Annotated in this window: 19 protein-coding genes; 5 read left to right on the top strand and 14 right to left on the bottom strand. The window is 68.0% G+C overall.

The window, feature by feature from the left end:
- Positions 1-54: 54 nt before the first annotated feature.
- The 5 genes from pheS to infC form a co-directional block, all read right to left on the bottom strand.
- Positions 55-1,122 carry a phenylalanine--tRNA ligase subunit alpha gene (pheS, locus tag A3CU_RS0127385; protein ID WP_027944988.1) on the bottom strand — a complete coding sequence of 356 codons (1,068 nt, stop codon included), beginning with the start codon at positions 1,120-1,122 and terminating at the stop codon, positions 55-57.
- An 87-nt stretch (positions 1,123-1,209) separates the two neighbouring features.
- On the bottom strand, positions 1,210-2,034 hold the full coding sequence (locus A3CU_RS0127390) for a TrmH family RNA methyltransferase (protein WP_084143847.1): 825 nt from the start codon (positions 2,032-2,034) through the stop codon (positions 1,210-1,212).
- A complete protein-coding gene (gene rplT / locus A3CU_RS0127395) occupies positions 2,031-2,414 on the bottom strand; it encodes a 50S ribosomal protein L20 (protein WP_027944990.1) in 384 nt (127 codons plus the stop codon). The genes A3CU_RS0127390 and rplT overlap by 4 nt, the downstream gene beginning before the upstream one ends.
- A gap of 210 nt (positions 2,415-2,624) precedes the next feature.
- Entirely contained in the window at positions 2,625-2,819 is a 195-nt protein-coding gene (rpmI, locus tag A3CU_RS0127400; protein WP_027944991.1) for a 50S ribosomal protein L35, read from the bottom strand.
- A gap of 73 nt (positions 2,820-2,892) precedes the next feature.
- Complete coding sequence (gene infC / locus A3CU_RS0127405; protein ID WP_027944992.1) at positions 2,893-3,501, bottom strand: translation initiation factor IF-3; 609 nt, start codon at positions 3,499-3,501, stop codon at positions 2,893-2,895.
- A 202-nt stretch (positions 3,502-3,703) separates the two neighbouring features.
- Between infC and A3CU_RS0127410 the strand changes: the two genes are divergently transcribed.
- A complete protein-coding gene (locus tag A3CU_RS0127410; protein WP_027944993.1) occupies positions 3,704-4,072 on the top strand; it encodes a DUF1844 domain-containing protein in 369 nt (122 codons plus the stop codon).
- A 25-nt stretch (positions 4,073-4,097) separates the two neighbouring features.
- On the opposite strand, the gene A3CU_RS0127415 is transcribed toward A3CU_RS0127410, so the two are convergent.
- Positions 4,098-4,478 carry a RidA family protein gene (locus A3CU_RS0127415; RefSeq protein WP_027944994.1) on the bottom strand — a complete coding sequence of 127 codons (381 nt, stop codon included), beginning with the start codon at positions 4,476-4,478 and terminating at the stop codon, positions 4,098-4,100.
- A gap of 256 nt (positions 4,479-4,734) precedes the next feature.
- Here A3CU_RS0127415 and A3CU_RS0127420 point away from each other — a divergent pair, with 256 nt between their 5' ends.
- Complete coding sequence (locus tag A3CU_RS0127420) at positions 4,735-6,027, top strand: amino acid deaminase (RefSeq protein WP_043842719.1); 1,293 nt, start codon at positions 4,735-4,737, stop codon at positions 6,025-6,027.
- Positions 6,028-6,112: 85 nt separating this feature from the next.
- Here the strand turns inward: A3CU_RS0127420 and A3CU_RS46860 are convergent, their stop codons facing one another.
- The 4 genes from A3CU_RS46860 to A3CU_RS0127440 all read right to left on the bottom strand — a co-directional run bounded on the left by A3CU_RS46860 (position 6,113) and on the right by A3CU_RS0127440 (position 11,484).
- Entirely contained in the window at positions 6,113-6,580 is a 468-nt protein-coding gene (locus A3CU_RS46860; protein ID WP_027944996.1) for a YbjQ family protein, read from the bottom strand.
- 122 nt (positions 6,581-6,702) lie between these two features.
- A complete protein-coding gene (locus tag A3CU_RS0127430; RefSeq protein WP_027944997.1) occupies positions 6,703-7,158 on the bottom strand; it encodes an SRPBCC family protein in 456 nt (151 codons plus the stop codon).
- Between the two features lie 7 nt (positions 7,159-7,165).
- The gene (gene uvrA, locus A3CU_RS0127435; protein ID WP_027944998.1) at positions 7,166-10,024 is read right to left on the bottom strand and encodes an excinuclease ABC subunit UvrA; all 2,859 of its coding nucleotides are present in this window, start codon (positions 10,022-10,024) and stop codon (positions 7,166-7,168) included.
- A 215-nt stretch (positions 10,025-10,239) separates the two neighbouring features.
- Positions 10,240-11,484: an acyltransferase family protein gene (locus A3CU_RS0127440; RefSeq protein WP_027944999.1), complete on the bottom strand. Its 1,245-nt coding sequence runs from the start codon at positions 11,482-11,484 to the stop codon at positions 10,240-10,242.
- A gap of 108 nt (positions 11,485-11,592) precedes the next feature.
- Here A3CU_RS0127440 and A3CU_RS0127445 point away from each other — a divergent pair, with 108 nt between their 5' ends.
- Positions 11,593-12,270, top strand: coding sequence for an MBL fold metallo-hydrolase (locus A3CU_RS0127445; protein ID WP_027945000.1), 678 nt, complete (start codon positions 11,593-11,595; stop codon positions 12,268-12,270).
- A 95-nt stretch (positions 12,271-12,365) separates the two neighbouring features.
- Here A3CU_RS0127445 and A3CU_RS0127450 read toward each other — a convergent pair whose 3' ends face one another.
- Entirely contained in the window at positions 12,366-13,046 is a 681-nt protein-coding gene (locus A3CU_RS0127450) for a TetR/AcrR family transcriptional regulator (protein WP_027945001.1), read from the bottom strand.
- A gap of 66 nt (positions 13,047-13,112) precedes the next feature.
- Between A3CU_RS0127450 and A3CU_RS0127455 the strand changes: the two genes are divergently transcribed.
- On the top strand, positions 13,113-14,222 hold the full coding sequence (locus A3CU_RS0127455) for an FAD-dependent oxidoreductase (protein WP_027945002.1): 1,110 nt from the start codon (positions 13,113-13,115) through the stop codon (positions 14,220-14,222).
- Between the two features lie 99 nt (positions 14,223-14,321).
- Here A3CU_RS0127455 and A3CU_RS0127460 read toward each other — a convergent pair whose 3' ends face one another.
- Positions 14,322-14,846, bottom strand: coding sequence for a GNAT family N-acetyltransferase (locus A3CU_RS0127460; RefSeq protein ID WP_027945003.1), 525 nt, complete (start codon positions 14,844-14,846; stop codon positions 14,322-14,324).
- Positions 14,847-15,061: 215 nt separating this feature from the next.
- On the opposite strand from A3CU_RS0127460, the gene A3CU_RS52780 reads away from it, so the two are divergent.
- Entirely contained in the window at positions 15,062-15,220 is a 159-nt protein-coding gene (locus A3CU_RS52780; RefSeq protein ID WP_156960575.1) for a hypothetical protein, read from the top strand.
- Positions 15,221-15,278: 58 nt separating this feature from the next.
- Here A3CU_RS52780 and A3CU_RS0127470 read toward each other — a convergent pair whose 3' ends face one another.
- Positions 15,279-15,740 carry a type II toxin-antitoxin system VapC family toxin gene (locus tag A3CU_RS0127470; RefSeq protein ID WP_027945004.1) on the bottom strand — a complete coding sequence of 154 codons (462 nt, stop codon included), beginning with the start codon at positions 15,738-15,740 and terminating at the stop codon, positions 15,279-15,281.
- Complete coding sequence (locus A3CU_RS0127475; protein ID WP_027945005.1) at positions 15,730-15,999, bottom strand: type II toxin-antitoxin system Phd/YefM family antitoxin; 270 nt, start codon at positions 15,997-15,999, stop codon at positions 15,730-15,732. The genes A3CU_RS0127470 and A3CU_RS0127475 overlap by 11 nt, the downstream gene beginning before the upstream one ends.
- Positions 16,000-16,039 lie beyond the last annotated feature (40 nt).

The raw sequence follows: 16,039 nt of genomic DNA on the forward strand, positions 1-16,039 counted from the left end.
CGGGGCACCCGCACCCGGTCGGCGTGAACGATCAGCTGCGCAATTGTGGTTCATTCACGCCTCCGTTCCGAAGGGGAGGGTGAACCGGATGTCGCCCTCGACCATGTCGCGCATGTCGGGGATACCGTTGCGAAACTGCAGCGTCCGCTCGATTCCCATGCCGAACGCGAACCCGGAATACACGTCGGGATCGACGCCGCACGCCCGCAACACGTTCGGGTTGACCATGCCGCAGCCACCCCACTCGACCCAGCCGGGGCCGCCCTTCTTTTCCTCGAACCAGACGTCCACCTCGGCGGACGGCTCGGTGAACGGGAAGAAGTGCGGCCGCAGCCGGGTTTTCGACTTCTCACCGAACATGGCACGGGCGAACGCGTCGAGGGTCCCCTTGAGGTGGGCCATCGTGAGGCCCTTGTCCACCGCGAGGCCCTCGACCTGGGAGAAGACGGGCGTGTGCGTGGCGTCGAGCTCGTCGGTCCGGTAGGTGCGGCCGGGGCACACCACGTACACCGGCAGATCCCGGTGCAGCAAGGTCCGGGCCTGCACCGGCGAGGTGTGTGTGCGCAGCACCAGGCCCGAGCCCGGCTCACCGACATAGAAGGTGTCCTGCATCTGCCGGGCAGGGTGGTCCTTGCCGAAGTTCAGCGCGTCGAAGTTGAACCACTCGGCGTCGAGTTCGGGGCCCTCGGCGACCTCCCAGCCCATGGCGACGAACACGTCCGCCACCCGTTCACTCACCGTGGTTAGCGGATGCCGGGCGCCGCGGGGAATCCGGTCCCACGGCAGCGTCACGTCGACCGCTTCCTCGCGCAGCACCCGCTCGTCGCGTTCGGCCTGCAGCGCGGCTCGGCGGCTGTCGAAGGCGGCCTGGATCGCCTGGCGCGCCTCATTGACGCGTTTTCCGGCCTCGGCCTTGTCCGCTTTGGACAGACCTCCGATGGCACGGCGAGCCAGCATCAACGGTGCGTGGTCGCCGAGGTGAGCCGGCTTGGCCGCGGCCAGCGCGTCGAGATTCTCCGCCTCGCCGAAATCCGCCTCGGCGGCCTTGACCGCCGCGCGCAGCGTTTCGGGACGAAGTACCTCGGCAGGCTCTTGTTCCTGCTTGTCGTTGGCTTCGGACATAACTCCTCAGCGAGTGGCGTCTGACAGGGTGCGCACGGGTACGCGATTACCGGGCGATTCTAGGCGAGGCCGACCGGTCGCAGCCGGTCACCCTCCGCTTGACCTGCGTTGGGCCATGGCGCTGGTGTACAGGCACACGGCCGCGGCCGTGGCGAGGTTCAGGCTTTCGGCATCGCCGTAAATGGGGATCCGCACGGCGGTGTCGGCCTCGTGCAGCACCTCCGCGGGCAGGCCGTGGGCCTCGTTGCCGAAGATCCACGCGGACGGAGTGGTGGCGTCGAGGGCATCCAGCGGTGTCTCCGCGTAGCCGTGCGCGGCCAGCAGGCGTAGGCCGGCAGCGCGGCAGGCGCTCAACGTGGCGGCCGTGTCGCGGCTGCGGGCGATCGGGCGGTGGAACAGGCTGCCCGCGGAGGCGCGGACGGATTTGCCGTTGTGCGGGTCGACGCTGTCCCCGGTGAGGATCACCGCGTCCGCCCCGGCCGCGTCGGCGACCCGGATGACCGTGCCCGCGTTGCCGGGGTCGGCGACGTCCACCAGCACGGCGACCAGCCGCGCGCCGGCCGAGAGCACGTCCTGAAGAGGGCGATCGAGGAGATCGCAGACCGCGACGATGCCCTGAGGGGTCACGGTCTCGGACAACACGGCCGCGGCCTGCTCGGTGACCGGCGAGATCCGCGCGCCCCGCTCGCGGGCGAGGGCGATCAGCTCGGGATGGGCCTGCTCGGCACGCTCGGTGACGAACAGTTCGTGCACGGTATGTCCGGCGAGCGCGGCCGCGACGGCATTGGCTCCTTCGGCCAGAAAACGACCCGCACGCTCTCGCTCGGTGCGCCGGGTGAGGCGCCGGGCAGCGGCAACCCGAGGGGTCCGCTGGGTGAACGGCGCCGCCCCGGGTTGCCCGTTCCTGCTCAGGCCGACTTCTCCGCCGGCTCGCCGGTGGTCACGTGCTGCTTGGCGAGCTCGGCCAGCGCGGTGAACGCGCCGGGGTCGCTGACGGCCAGCTCGGCGAGGATCTTGCGGTCGACCTCGACGCCCGCTGCCTTGAGGCCCTGGATGAACCGGTTGTAGGTCACGCCGTTCTGGCGCGCGGCCGCGTTGATGCGGGTGATCCACAGCTGGCGGAAGTCACCCTTGCGGGCGCGACGGTCCCGGTAGGCGTAGTTGAGCGAGTGGAGCATCTGCTCCTTGGCCTTGCGGTACAGCCGCGAACGCTGGCCGCGGTAGCCGCTGGCCATCTCGAGAGTTGCGCGACGCTTCTTCTGGGCGTTGACCGCCCGCTTGACGCGTGCCACGGGTCCATCCTGTCGATCTCAGGGGGCGTGGATAACGGCCCCGGTTTTACAGCTTTCCGGTCGGCGGGTTCGCGCGTGAGCGCACCGCCTGGCGTGGCCTTCGCGCTTCGCCGCGATGCCCGGCCCGCGCACTTCCTCCGGGGAGGCGGCGCCTGGGGCCGGCGTAAGCGGTCCTCCGCCGCGCGGCCACACCGATGAGCGATTTCGCGATCAGCGGCCGAGCAGTCGCTTGACCCGGGCGCGGTCGGCCGCCGCGACCTCGGTGGTGCCTTCCAGCCGGCGGGTGAGCGTGCTGGACTTCTTCTCCATGCGGTGACGGCGGCCCGTCATCTGGCGGCGAAGTTTGCCGCTGCCGGTCACCCGGATCCTCTTGGAGGTTCCGCTGTGCGTCTTCATCTTGGGCATTCGTCTGCTCTCTTTCACGGTGCAGCACACCGGGAAACCGGTGTGCTGCGAACTGCGACGGCCGGTGGAGCGGTCAGGACTCGACCGGTTCCTTGGCCGCCTTCTGCTTCGCCTTAGCGTTCTTGTGCGGCGCCAGCACCATGATCATGTTGCGGCCGTCCTGCTTGGGCAGCGACTCGACGTAACCCAGTTCGGCGACGTCGTCGGCGAGCTTCTCCAGCAACCGGCGGCCGAGTTCCGGCCGCGACTGCTCGCGCCCGCGGAACATGATCGTCACCTTGACCTTGTTGCCGGCCGAGAGGAAGCGGGACACGTGGCCCTTCTTCGTCTCGTAGTCGTGCTGGTCGATCTTGGGCCGCAGCTTCTGTTCCTTGATGACGGTCAGCTGCTGGTTACGGCGTGACTCACGGGCCTTCTGCGCACTTTCGTACTTGAACTTGCCGAAGTCCATGAGCTTGGCGACCGGCGGGCGCGCCTGCGGCGCGACCTCGACCAGGTCGAGATCCGCCTCCTGGGCGAGCCGGAGCGCATCCTCGATCCGAACGATGCCGACCTGTTCGCCATTCGGCCCAACCAGGCGGACCTCGGGAACGCGGATCCGTTCGTTGATGCGTGTCTCGGAGCTGATGTGGCCTCCTTGGTCCGAGTTTCGTCGTCTAGCCTGCTCGACCCTGGTGCCCACAAACCACGGGCCCCGTCACCGGCTGCTACCAACCGATCTGCGGGGCCCTGTTCCGATCGCGTTCTCACTCGGGGAACGCACCACCCGACGCGGGTGGTAAGACCGGACCCGGCCGCCCGTTGCGGCGACTCGGGTGGGAGCGGGGCTCCACTTGCCGCCCCCGATCGCTCGGAGGCTGGTCGTACATGGGAGGGTACCAGACGTGCCAGACAATGAATCCAACGCTGCCGAAACACCGGAAAATTCCCCGGGTGTGCGGTCGCTGGAGGATATTCCGAGCGTCGAGGTGATCAGCCGGGCGGCGGTGATGCTGATGTCGGCCGCGGCGGAGCGGCTCGGGCTGGCCGCCGACGACCCGGACACCAGCCCGCACCGCGACCTCGACGAGGCCCGGCGCCTGATCACCGCGCTGGCCGGCCTGGTCAACGCGTCCGCGGAGTACCTCGGGCTCCACGCCGGCCCGCTGCGCGATGGGCTGCAATCGCTACAGAAGGCCTTCCGTGAGGCTTCGGCCGTTCCCGATCCGCCCGGTCAGGGCCCCGGCGAGAAATACACCGGGCCGGTGTACTGACTCCCCCGGCTGCCCGTTCCCGAGTTCAGTCGAGCACGGCGAGGGCGTCGACTTCGAGGAGAATCCCTTCCGGGAGTCCGACGTAGACGGTGGTGCGGGCCGGGTAGGGCTCCTTCACCAGCGCGTTGTACACCTCGTTGAACTCGGCGAACTGGGTCGTGTCGGTGAGATAAACGCGGACCATGATCACGTCGTCGAAGCTGGAGCCGGCGGCGGCGAGCACGGCCTCGATGTTCCGGAACGTCTGCCGGGCCTGCTCGGCCACGGTTTTCCCGACGATCTTGCCGGTGTCCGGGTCGAACGCGACCTGCCCGGCGACCTGGAGCAGGTTCCCCTTGCGGGAGCCCTGCGCGAAGTTGGCCGGCGGCTTGGGCGCGCGGTCGGTGCTGACGGCCACTCTGGTCATGGATATCGCCTTTCCTCTAACGCTTCCGGTCCGTCCACTCTGGACGAACGCGTGTGCGGCGGCGGCCGGCGAGCGACACGGCGGCCGGTATCCGTACCCCGCCCGTCGATGCAACGGATGAAGTCAGGAGTGGCGAGCATCTCCGGGCCGCGGTCAAGGCGCTGTCTTATGATCGCTGCCGTGACCCGCACGGGTGACGATGCTACCTCTGTGCTCTTACCATGTGCGATCAGCCCAGAACGCAACGGAGCCGCCGATGACCTTGTCCAAGTGCTTTCTGGACCCGGCCGCACTGGCCTCGATCGGCGAGGAGCGACTGGACTGGCGGTTCAAGGCCATCCCTCCGTCGCTGTGGGGCCTGACCGTCAACGAAGCCGCCACGCGCCGGCCGAACCTGTTCGGCGACGGGTTCACCGGACCGATCGTGGTGCTGGAAGCCGACGCGCTCGACCACAACCTGCGCACCATGTCGGCCTGGTGCACCGCCCACGGCGTCCGGCTCGCGCCCCACGGCAAGACGACCATGGCGCCCCAGCTTTTCGCCAGGCAGATCGAGCACGGCGCCTGGGGCATCACCTGTGCGAACGCCGCCCAGCTGCGGGTGTACCGGGCCTTCGGCGTCTCCCGGATCCTGTTCGCGAACCAGCTCGTCGACCCGGCCGCGTTGCGCTGGCTGTCCACCGAACTGGCCGCGGACCCGCGGTTCGAGTTCAGTTGCTGGGTCGATTCGGTGCGCGCGGTGGAGCTGATGACCCGAGCGCTGCTGGACGCCCCCCGGCCGGTGGACGTCCTGATCGAACTGGGCGGTGAGGGCGGCCGCACCGGAGTCCGCGACGAGGCGACCGCACGGGCGGTCGCCGCCGCGATCCGGGACAGCCCCGTGCTGCGGCTCGCCGGGGTCGGAGGTTATGAAGGTGCGCTCGCCCACGACGCCGGCCAAAGCTCGTTCGACACCGTAGCCTCCTATGCGCGACGCCTGCGCGAGCTTGCCATCGGCCTGAGCGGCTCGTTCGAGAGCGGCGAGGTAATCGTCACGGCGGGTGGTAGCGCTTTCTTCGACCACATCGCCGAGGAACTCACCACCGGCTGGCCGACTGAGTTCCCGGTGGTGCCCGTCCTGCGCAGCGGCGCCTACCTGACCCACGACGACGGCTACTACCGCCGGGTCTCACCGCTCGGCGAGCATCCCCGCGTCGAAAGCACATCGTCATTTCGTTCCGCACTGCGAGCCTGGGCACAGGTGACGTCGAAACCTACAACGGATCTCGCGTTGCTCACGCTCGGCAAGCGCGACGCGTCCTTCGACGACGGCTTACCTGAACCCCAGTGGTACCGGCGCGACGGCAGGACGCTGAAGCTGGCCGGGCACACGGCCACCAAGCTCAACGACCAGCACGCCTTCGTCGCGCTGCCCGGCGACTCGCCACTCGAGGTCGGCGACTGGGTCGGTCTCGGGCTTTCCCATCCCTGCACCGTGTTCGACAAGTGGTCGCTCATTCCGCTCGTCGACGGCGAGATCGTGACGGGGTTCGTTCGCACCTACTTCTAAGAACGTCCACTATGGATAGACGGAAACGGCCGGGCGCGCACGCTGCCCGGCCGTTCTATCTTGTCCAGCCCATCCAGGCCCGACGCTACTGCCCTTGGTACTGCCCCTGGGTCTGCTGGTACTGCCCCTGCCCCTGCCCCTGGGCCTGCGCCTGCGAGTACTGCGCGGCAGCCTGCTGACCGTCGGCGTTCTCCGGCACCAGATACACCGCCGTTCCGTAGGCCGCGATCTCGCTGGCGGTGTTCGCGATCTCGTTGCAGTCGAACCGCAGTGCGACCACCGCGTTGGCACCGAACTGCATCGCCTCCTGCGCCAGGCGGCCGAGAGCCTCGTAGCGCGAGTCGGAGAGCAGCTTCGACAGGCCCTTCAGCTCACCGCCCGCCAATGCCTTGAAACCGGCGCCCATGTTCGAAAACATGTTCCGGCTGCGCACGGTCAGCCCGAAGACTTCACCGAAGACGCGAACTACGCGATAACCGGGCACATCGTTCATAGTCGACAATAGGATCGGGAAGCGTTGTGGCTGTTGTTGCTGCTGGTATGGCTGGCTCATAGCCGCAGATCGTAACGGGTGTCAAGCCCGCTCGGCGCAGCAGTTACCAAGCTGCCATCACACGTTCGCTCTCCCCCGCCGGGGCGGCGCCGACCGGCTGGCGCCCGCCCTGGCACGAGTGCTCACCGCGCCGCCACGGGCGGGCCCAGAAAACGCCGGAGGCCGGTTTGCCCGCGGCGCATCATGAGCGCGTGGTTGGCGCGGAACAGCGGGCGCGCCACCGGCAGGCGGCGCAGCAACGGTTTCATGGCCACCACGCGCTGGGTTATGTCCAGCCGGGTGCCGGCAGGGTGCCGGTGCACCAGTGCCGCCAGTGAACCTTCCAGGTCACCGGTGAGGTGAACGCGCAGCCGGCCGGCCGGCGCGTCCTGTTCCGCGCGGCGCATCTGCAACACCAGGTCATAGGGCAGGGTCGCCCGGCAGATCAGTTCCGCCGTCTCGTCGTCGATCCGGCGAACCGAACGGACGTCCGGCCACCACTGCGGGTAGCGGGCCAGATCGGTCACCGCGTCGAAAACCGATGGCGCTGGTGCGGCGATGAACCAGCTGTCCCGGAACTGATAGGTGTTCAGACGCAATGGGGGCTCACCCCGCCAGCACGGGTTTCAGGAACTGACCCGTATAGCTCCCTTCGACCGTCACGACGTGCTCGGGAGTGCCCTCGGCGACGACGGTGCCGCCGCCGGAACCACCCTCCGGGCCCATGTCGATGATCCAGTCCGAAGTCTTGATCACGTCCAGGTTGTGCTCGATGACGATCACCGTGTTGCCCTTGTCGACCAGGCCGTTGATCACGCCGAGCAGCTTGCGGATGTCCTCGAAGTGCAGGCCGGTGGTCGGCTCGTCGAGCACGTAGACCGTCTTGCCCGTGGACCGCTTCTGCAGTTCGCTGGCGAGCTTGACCCGCTGCGCCTCGCCGCCCGACAAGGTCGGCGCGGGCTGCCCGAGCCGGACATACCCGAGCCCGACGTCCACCAGCGTCTGCAGATGCCGGTGGATCGCCTTGATCGGCTCGAAGAACTCGGCGGCCTCCTCGATCGGCATGTCGAGCACCTCGGAGACCGTCTTGCCCTTGTAATGCACTTCGAGCGTTTCCCGGTTGTAGCGCGCTCCCTTACACACTTCGCAAGGTACGTATACGTCCGGCAGGAAGTTCATTTCGATCTTGATGGTGCCGTCACCGGCGCAGGCCTCGCAGCGGCCGCCCTTGACGTTGAACGAGAACCGGCCCGGCTGGTAGCCCCGGACCTTCGCCTCGGTGGTCGCCGCGAACAGCTTGCGCACGTGGTCCCACACCCCGGTGTAGGTGGCCGGGTTGGACCGGGGCGTGCGGCCGATCGGCGACTGGTCGACACGGACGAGCTTGTCCACCAGGTCCAGCCCCCGCACCCGGGTATGCCGCCCGGGCACCTGGCGCGCGCCGTTTAGCTTGTTGGCCAGCACGGTCGCCAGGATGTCGTTGACCAGGGTCGACTTGCCGGAGCCGGACACGCCGGTTACCGAGATCAGGCAGCCGAGCGGGAAGGACACGTCCACCCCGCGCAGGTTGTGCTCGCGGGCGCCGACCACGGTGAGCTGGCGCTTGCGATCCGCCGGCCGGCGGATCGGTGGCACGGCGATGACCTTGCGGCCGGACAGGTACTCGCCGGTCAGCGACCCCTTGCTGCGCAACAGTTTCCTGAACGGTCCGCTGTGGACGATTTTCCCGCCGTGCTCGCCCGCGCCGGGTCCGATGTCGACCACCCAGTCGCTGGCGCGGATGGTGTCCTCGTCGTGTTCGACGACGATCAACGTGTTGCCGAGGTCGCGCAGCCGGGTCAACGTCTCGATCAGCCGGTGGTTGTCCCGCTGGTGCAGGCCGATGGACGGCTCGTCGAGCACATAGAGGACGCCGACCAGGCCCGAGCCGATCTGGGTGGCCAGCCGGATGCGCTGCGCCTCCCCACCGGAGAGGGTGCCCGAGGCCCGGTCGAGCGAGAGGTAGTTCAGCCCGACGTCGAGCAGGAACCGCAGCCGGGCCTGGATCTCCTTGAGCACCGCGCCCGCGATCATCTGCTCGCGCGGGCCGAGCCGCAGGCCGTCCAGGAACTCCGAGGCTTCCTCGATGGACAGCGCGGACACCTCGGCGATGGACCGCTGGCCGTACTCGCCGTGTTCGAGGGTGACCGCGAGGATCTCCGGCTTGAGCCGGCTGCCCTGACAGGCCGGACAGGGCACCTCCCGCATGTAACCCTCGTAGCGCTCCCGCATGTATTCCGACTCGGTCTGCTCCTGGCGGCGCTCCAGGAACGGGATCACGCCCTCGAAGTTGGCGTAGTAGGACCGCTGGCGGCCATAGCGGTTGCGGTAGCGGACGTGCACCTGCTCGTCGATGCCGTGCAGGATCGCCTTCTGTGCCTTGGCGGGCAGTCGCCGCCACGGCGTGTCCATCCGGAAGCCGATCGTCTCGGCCAACGATTCCAGCAGGCGCTGGAAGTATTCGGCGCTCTGCCCGCCCGCCCACGGCGCGATGGCGCCATCGGCGAGGGACAGCTCGTCATCCGGCACCACCAGCTCCGGGTCGACCTCCTTGCGCACGCCGATGCCGGTGCACTCCGGGCAGGCGCCGTAGGGGGAGTTGAACGAGAACGACCGTGGTTCGAGGTCTTCGATGGTGAGCGGATGGCCGTTGGGGCAGGCCAGGTTCTCGGAGAAGCCGCGGGTGCGGTGCGGGTCGTGCTCGGGCAGGTCGACGAACTCCAGCTCGACCAGCCCGTCGGCGAGCCGGAGCGCGGTCTCCACCGAATCGGTGAGCCGCTGCTTGGACGCGGGCTTGACGGTCAGCCGGTCCACCACGACGGCGATGTCGTGCTTCTCCTGTTTCTTGAGCTTCGGCGGGTCGGTGAGCTGGTGCACGTGCCCGTCCACCCGGGCCCGCGAATAGCCCTGCTGCTGCAGGTTGGCGAACAGGTCGAGGTACTCGCCCTTGCGGCCGCGCACGATCGGCGCGAGCACCTGGAACCGGGTGCCCGGTTCCATTTCGAGCACCTGATCGACGATCTGCTGCGGGGTCTGCTTGCTGATCGGTTCGCCACACTGTGGACAGTGCGGCGAGCCGGCGCGCGCGTAGAGCAGGCGAAGGTAGTCGTAGACCTCGGTGATGGTGCCGACCGTGGAACGCGGGTTACGGGAGGTGGACTTCTGGTCGATGGAGACCGCCGGGGACAGCCCTTCGATGAAGTCCACGTCCGGCTTGTCCATCTGCCCCAGGAACTGCCGGGCGTATGCCGACAGCGATTCCACGTAACGGCGCTGGCCCTCGGCGAAGATCGTGTCGAAGGCAAGGCTCGACTTCCCGGAGCCGGACAGGCCGGTGAACACGATCATGCTGTCCCGGGGCAGGTCGAGATCGACGCCGCGCAGATTGTGCTCACGAGCGCCGCGAACAACGAGGCGATCAGCCACGCCAAGGTCCCTTCGCTGGTCTTTGTCAGCAGCGTCATCCCCGAACGCGGGCACGAGCGCGATGGTCACATCCTGACCCGTACGGCCGGCGGGCGGCGCGGCGGGCAGGCGGCCCGCCTCCCCATTCTCGCAGCACGATCCGCTCATGCCGGATCACCCCACGCACTCACGTTGCGATGACGCTGGTGGCCGGACACCTCCGGCCGATCCCCATGCTAGGACCGGTCACCGACAGAAATGTGCGCCGGACCCGGCCGGCCCGGGAGGAAATCGTCCTGGGGTCCGCGGGCAGCCGGCGTCGCGGAGGCTCGGCGCCCGGTGGTGAGCCGCCGGAAGGCCGGCCGTTCCACCGCCTCGGTGAGCAGCCAGCCGAGGCCGACCGCCGCAACGATCACGATCGGAAGCCGTGTCCAGCCGGTGAACCCGGCGTCGAGCAGGGCCTTCGCCAGCAGGTAACCGAGTTCCTGGTGAAGTAGGTAAACGCCGTAGGAAATGCCGGCGAGCCAGGTGATCAACGGCGCGATCGGGCGCAGGAAGGTCCAGTCGGGCCCCTTTGCCGCAGCACAAATTGTGATGAGCATCGCAGCAAAGCCGAGGTCCGAGGGCAGGCGCGCGGGATCCCCGGGCAGCGCCACGTGTTCCGGGTAAAGGTGCAGGTCCTGGGCGCAGACCGCGGCCACGAGCAGCAACGCCAGGTGTCGCCCGCCGATCCGGTCGCGGGACCACAGCCAGATGCCGATACCGGCGGCGAAGGCGTGCATCCGGTGTAAGCCGAAACCGTTGACGAGCGCGAAGGCCCACGGCGACGGGTTGTACACGCCGAGGATCCAGAACCGCAGCACCAGCGGCCCGGCGATCATCGCCCAGGCCAGCCATTCGACCCCGCGGCCGGTGCACAGCCGGCGCGCCCGCGACCAGAGCAGGGCAGCCCCGGCGAAGATCATCAGCTGCACGGGCAGCGTCCAGTACGAGCCGTCCAGCCAGATGAAGCCGTTGTGCCAGCCCTGGATCATGAACACGTTGACTAGCAGGTCCCAGCCCACCGGCACGTACCAGGACGATATCCAGGCCTGGCCGTCGGAGGTGGGCCCGAACAGCAGGTCCCACCAGCCTTCGCCGAAGCCCTGTCCGTTGAACGCCGCGCCCGCCATCCGCATGACCAGGTAGGTGGCTACGACGGCGGCCAGGTACGGCGGCAAAAGGCGAGCGACCTTGCGCCACAACCACCGACGGGTGTGTCCACGGCGGATCGTCTGGCACACGAAAAATCCGGAGACGACCATCAGCCCGGCGGCGCCGTACTGCGCCGTGATGCGGAAGGGATAGTCGTCGAGTTCGGGGTGCGCGAGCGGCCCCTGGTGAGTGATGTGTCCGAGCATCACCGAGAACACCGCGACGACTCGGACGGCGTCCCAACTGATGCGTCTGGGCTTGTTCGCGGGAGAGTCGGACCTGGGCACAGTCTTCCTGCAAGATCGGATCGGGGACTCGACCGAGGCTACGTCACGGATCCGGGGCGGCGAGGAACGGGTGGAACGGTGCGGAGCACACCGACTACCGTGTGACGAGTGGACGTAGTGGATGACTACACCGGGCATGTCGAACCCGGCGGTGACGCCGCGCGCCGGACCCTGGAGGCGCTGACCATCACCAAGCTGTCCGTCGGGCCGATGGACAACAACACCTACCTGCTGGTGTGCCGCGCCCAGAACGAAGCGCTGCTGATCGACGCCGCCGCGGACCCGGACCGCATCTCCGATCTCGTCGGCCACGGACCGGACCGGCCGGCGTTGCGCACCATCGTGACGACGCACCAGCACGGCGACCACTGGCAGGCACTGGGCGCGGTCGCCGGCGCGAACGGGGCCAACACCGCCGCCCACCCCGACGACGCCGGGCCGCTGCCGGTGCCGCCGGACTTCCTCGTCGAGCAGGGGGACACCCTCTCAGTCGGCGACTGCACCCTCGAAGTGATCCACCTGCGCGGGCACACCCCGGGCTCGATCGCCCTGCTGTACCGGGATCCGTCCGGGCCACCACACCTGTTCACCGGCGACTCGTTGTTCCCAGGCGGTCCTGGGCGGACGACAAATCCCAAGGACTTCACCAGCCTGATGGACGACCTGGAGGAGAGGGTGTTCGGCACGCTGCCGGACGACACGTGGTTTTACCCTGGTCACGGGGACGATTCCACCCTCGGCGCCGAGCGGCCGAAGATCCCGGAGTGGCGGGAGCGGGGTTGGTGAGCTGAAGACCTTCCCGAACGGGGCTGCCTACCAAGTAGGCGGCCCCGTTTGCGGTGGATCCCCCGCTGGTGCCACGGGCGGCGCTCGGCCGCGCGTCAGCTTGAGATGCGGGCTTCGATGCCGTCGAGGAGGAAGTCGAGGCCGGTCCGGAAGGTTTGGTCGGCGTCCGGGTGGGGGCCATCGTGGACGACCGTGGCCAGCGCGGGGAACCGGCCGGTGGCGAAGGTCCGCCGCAGATAAGGCCCGAAGGTGGCCTGCCACTGCTTCTGGTCCATCCCGGAGGCCCGCTCGGCGCGCCGCTCGGTGATTTCCCGGCGCACCGCGCCGATCACGTACGCGTTGACCGCGGCGATCGCCGGCACGACGGTGTCCAGGTCGATGCCGCTCATCCCGGCCGCTACAGCCTCCCCGCTGGCCAGCGTGTTCGGCCCTAGCTGGGGCCGCCCGCCGATCAGGTCGGCGAACCATTCGTGCCGGTGAGCGGCCCGCCGGATGGCTTCGGCGAGGGAGCGCAGCACCTCTCGCCAACTGTCTCCGGCCGGCCGGATCTCGGCGTGAACCGCATCGACCATCAGGTCGAGCAACTCCTCCTTGGTGGCGATGTAGCCGTACAGCCGCATCGGCCCGACGTCCAGCGCAGCAGCGACCTTGCGCAGGGACACCGCCGCCAGGCCGTCCGCGTCGGCCAGCCGGATCGCCGCTCGTACGATCCGCTCCCGGCTCAGCGGGGCCAGTACCGGTCGATCCGGCGGCTCCGGCCGCTCCCACACCAACATGCCGACGACAATACAGCGCCCAGTGCGATACAGTGTATTGACCAATACAGTGAATCGAGGATAGCTATGACCATCGCGATTGTCGGAGCCGGCTTGGGTGGCTTGGCCCTTGCGCGGGTGCTGCACGTGAACGGCATCGACGCCGTCGTGTATGAACGTGAACCGTCACGCGGTGCGCGCGGTCAGGGCGGCATGCTCGACATCCACTCCGGCCAGCGGGCGCTGCGCGAGGCCGGTCTGATCGACCAGTTCTACGCGATTGCCCGTGGTGAAGGCCAGGACATGCGACTTCTGGAGCCGGACGGCACCCTGCTGCTCCAGGAGGACACGCCCGACGACGCACCGCTTGAGCGACCCGAGGTCGACCGCGCCGATCTGCGCAACCTGCTGCTGGATTCCCTCCCCGAAGATGTGGTGCGCTGGGGGCACGCGTTCAAATGCGCCGACAACGGCCTCCTGTATTTCGCCGACGGCAGCAGTGCGACGTATGACCTGCTGGTCGGCGCGGATGGCGCGAACTCCCGAGTCCGTGCACTGCTGACCGACGCCCGACCCGCGCACATCGGCCAGAACGTCGTCGAACTCAGCATTTCCGACATCGACCGCACCCACCCCGACCTCGCGGCGATGGTCGGGCGCGGCAACTACTGGGTGCTCGGCAACGGACAATCCCTGGCCGCGCAGCGCAACGGCGACGGCCGCGTACGCATCGGCCTCAACTTCTACAACACCGCCGAGGACTGGTTCGCCACCAGCGGGATCCCGTTCGACGACCCGGCCGCCGCCCGAGCGCGGCTGATCGAGCTGTTTGCCGGCTGGGACACCCGGTTCACCGCGCTGATCGCAGCCTGCGACGACACGATCGTGCCGCGGTCGCTCACCACTCTCCCGGTCGGTCTGACGTGGCCATCGGCATCAAGCGTCACGCTGCTCGGCGACGCCGCGCACCTGATGCCGCCGGTGGGGGAAGGCGCCAACATGGCGCTGCTCGACGGCGCACTGCTCGGTCTCGCGCTGGCCGCGCACCCGGACGACTATCCCGCCGCCGTCAAAGAATACGAACGCGAGATGTTCGAACGTACCGGCGCTGCCGCCCGGATGTCCGCGGACATGCAGAAATTGCTGATGTCGCCGGACGCCGGCCGGAGGATGCTCGAGTTCTTCCAACCGGGCTGAATGCAACCGAATACGACCAGGCAACCGGCCGCCCGGTGGGGAGTGCTGCCGGGCACCGTTTCTGCTGCAAAGCGATCCGCAGGTGGAGGCAGCGCGGCGTCAGGCTCGTCCAGGTGTCTTGGCGAACGTAGCCAGTGGGCGTACGCGCCACACCACCCCGAGTGCGGGGTCACCGGTGGGGCTTGGCTCGACCTTTTCCACGGTGAAGCCCTCACGTTCGTAGAACGCACCCGCGCGCTCGTTGGCTACGAAATGTTCGATATACAGCCGATCAGCGTCAGCGGGCAACTGCCTGATGAGGGCATCGAGCAGCCGCGGGCCCAGCCCGTTGCCGCGATGCCGGGGGTGAACGTAGAGCTTGTACACCACGTGGTCGCCACCGCTTCGACCGCGCTGCCCGACGCCGACAAGGTGCCCGTCGGCGTCGGCGACGACTACCAGACCGCCGGCCACGGCTGCGCCGATGTGCGCCTCGTTCCACCAACTGCGGACCTGCTCGTCCGCCGCGGCGGCGCCGATCAGCGGGGCGTAGTGCGGCCGAATGTGCGCCTCACCGAACCGGCGGATTGCCGCCACATCGTCGTGTCCTGCATCCCGTACGACCGGTTCAGCACTCGACTCCACCGTATTCTCCCGCAACGGGCACACCCGATCTTGCACTGGCCAGACCAGGTTACGACAGCACAGCCCGCAGCCGAAGCCGAACCGATCGCCCGACTCGTACGCAGGCGCCCTTCCTAACCCTGGATCAGTGCGGTTCGGGTTGTGGAGCGTCCGTGGAGCCGCTCCCCGAGAAAGGCCAGGATCGCATCTCTGGCGCGTAGTCTGGGGTGCCCTTGTTGATCAACGAGGTGTGCGGTGACAACGCTGTGGGACGTGCCGACGACATCGCGGAAGAACGGGGCAGGTTGGAGTTGGCCTGCCTCGCTGGGCAGGACGCGGCCGTCGAACGCGTCGCCAAGGAGTGCCTGATAGGCGGCGAACCGCTGAGCGGCTGAAGGCTCTCGACCGAGACTGCAACTGATCCCCGGATTTCCGCGCCGCACTGGCGAGCGCTCAACGCTCATGCGGCAGCATGGGCCGATTGACCGGCACGATCGTCAGCAAATCGTCGAGGCCGTCGAAATCCTTAGGATTCGTGGTGAACAGCGGGAGCCTCTCCGCGATGGCGATCGAGGCGATCATCAGGTCAGCAATACGACGCCGGGGCTTGCGGCCAACACCGACGACGGCGGCACTGACGCGACCGTAAATACGCGCGGCTTCAGCATCGAAGGGAATCGGATCGAACTCGTTCTCAGCTCGTTGCAGGATTTCAAGACGTCTAGCACGTTCAGCGTGCTCGTCATACGAACTCTGTTCTTGCGCGCTCCGGACCTCGTGTGGTCCAGCCGACAACTCGGCCAGCGTGATCGCGCTGATTGCCATCTCATCAGGCAACTCAGTGGGATTCACCCACCTGCGAAGGATCACGATGTTGGTGTCGAGCAGCCCCTGCGTGTGTCGGTCACCGGTCATACGGGCTAATCATTTCGTGATCCGCAGCGGCGTCCTGGTCTGCACGGAAAGTCTCGATGTCAATGCCGGGCGCATTGCGCGACATCGCCGCAAACTGTTGTCGTGAGACGAATCGAGGGCGCCTACGTAGCGGGATCAACTCCGCGATCTCATGACCATCCCGCGTGACGGTGAACGACTCCCCATGCTCAACGGCATCCATGATCTCTCGCGATCGGCTCCGCAGGTCACGCTGGGTAATTTCAGGCTTGGCCGTCATTAAGGCAGTCTACCAGCTGTGCTACATCGTGCCATGCCGT

Source organism: Amycolatopsis taiwanensis DSM 45107 (assembly GCF_000519205.1).
GTDB lineage: Bacteria > Actinomycetota > Actinomycetes > Mycobacteriales > Pseudonocardiaceae > Amycolatopsis_E > Amycolatopsis_E taiwanensis.